The 619-nt window shown below is 59.1% G+C and carries 1 protein-coding gene and 1 pseudogene; both read left to right on the top strand.

The genetic code is table 11. The features are described 5' to 3' along the window. A pseudogene (locus tag HALA3H3_RS05385) lies at positions 1-240 on the top strand (electron transfer flavoprotein subunit beta/FixA family protein); the annotation flags it as partial. Between the two features lie 70 nt (positions 241-310). Continuing rightward, on the top strand, positions 311-619 hold a 309-nt coding region (locus tag HALA3H3_RS27270), incomplete at its 3' end, for an adenine nucleotide alpha hydrolase family protein (protein ID WP_458574525.1).

The following is a 619-nucleotide window of genomic DNA, read 5'->3' as shown; positions in this document are numbered from 1 at the left end:
CCGGCGATCGTCACCACCGACCTGCGCCTCAACGAGCCTCGCTACGCCAAGCTGCCCGACATCATGAAGGCCAAGAAGAAGCCGCTGGATGTGAAAACCCCCGCCGACTACGGCATCGAGGTCGCCTCCAAGGTCAGTCTGCTCAAAGTAGAGTCGCCCGCCGAGCGCAAAGGCGGCGTCAAAGTCGCCTCGGTAGACGAGCTGATCGACAAACTGAAAAACGAAGCCAAAGTTCTTTGAGATAAGCTCTTTAAGATAAGTGCTTTGAAAACCGTACTTTAAGAAAAGAGCTTTGAAAGGAGTTGATGCCATGAGCATTCTGGTACTTGCGGATCTACACGAAGGCCAACTGGCCGGCGCCACTGCCCACGTCGTAGCGGCCGCCCAAGCCATCGGTGGCGATATTGACGTTCTGGTGGCCGGTGAAGGCGTTCAAGCCGCCGCCGAGGCCGCCGCCAAGCTCGACGGTGTAAGCAAAGTGCGCGTTGCGGATAACGCCGTTTACGCCCACCAGCTGGCCGAGCCCATGGGCGAGCTGCTGGTCGAACTGGCCGATGGATATACCCACGTGCTGGCCAGCGCCTCCACCACCGGCAAAAACGTGCTGCCCCGTTTAGCG

It is taken from the genome of Halomonas sp. A3H3, from assembly GCF_000982975.1.
Lineage (GTDB): Bacteria > Pseudomonadota > Gammaproteobacteria > Pseudomonadales > Halomonadaceae > Vreelandella > Vreelandella titanicae.
The sequence above is the reverse complement of the archived record's forward strand: the minus strand, read 5'-3'. Positions and strand labels throughout refer to the sequence as shown.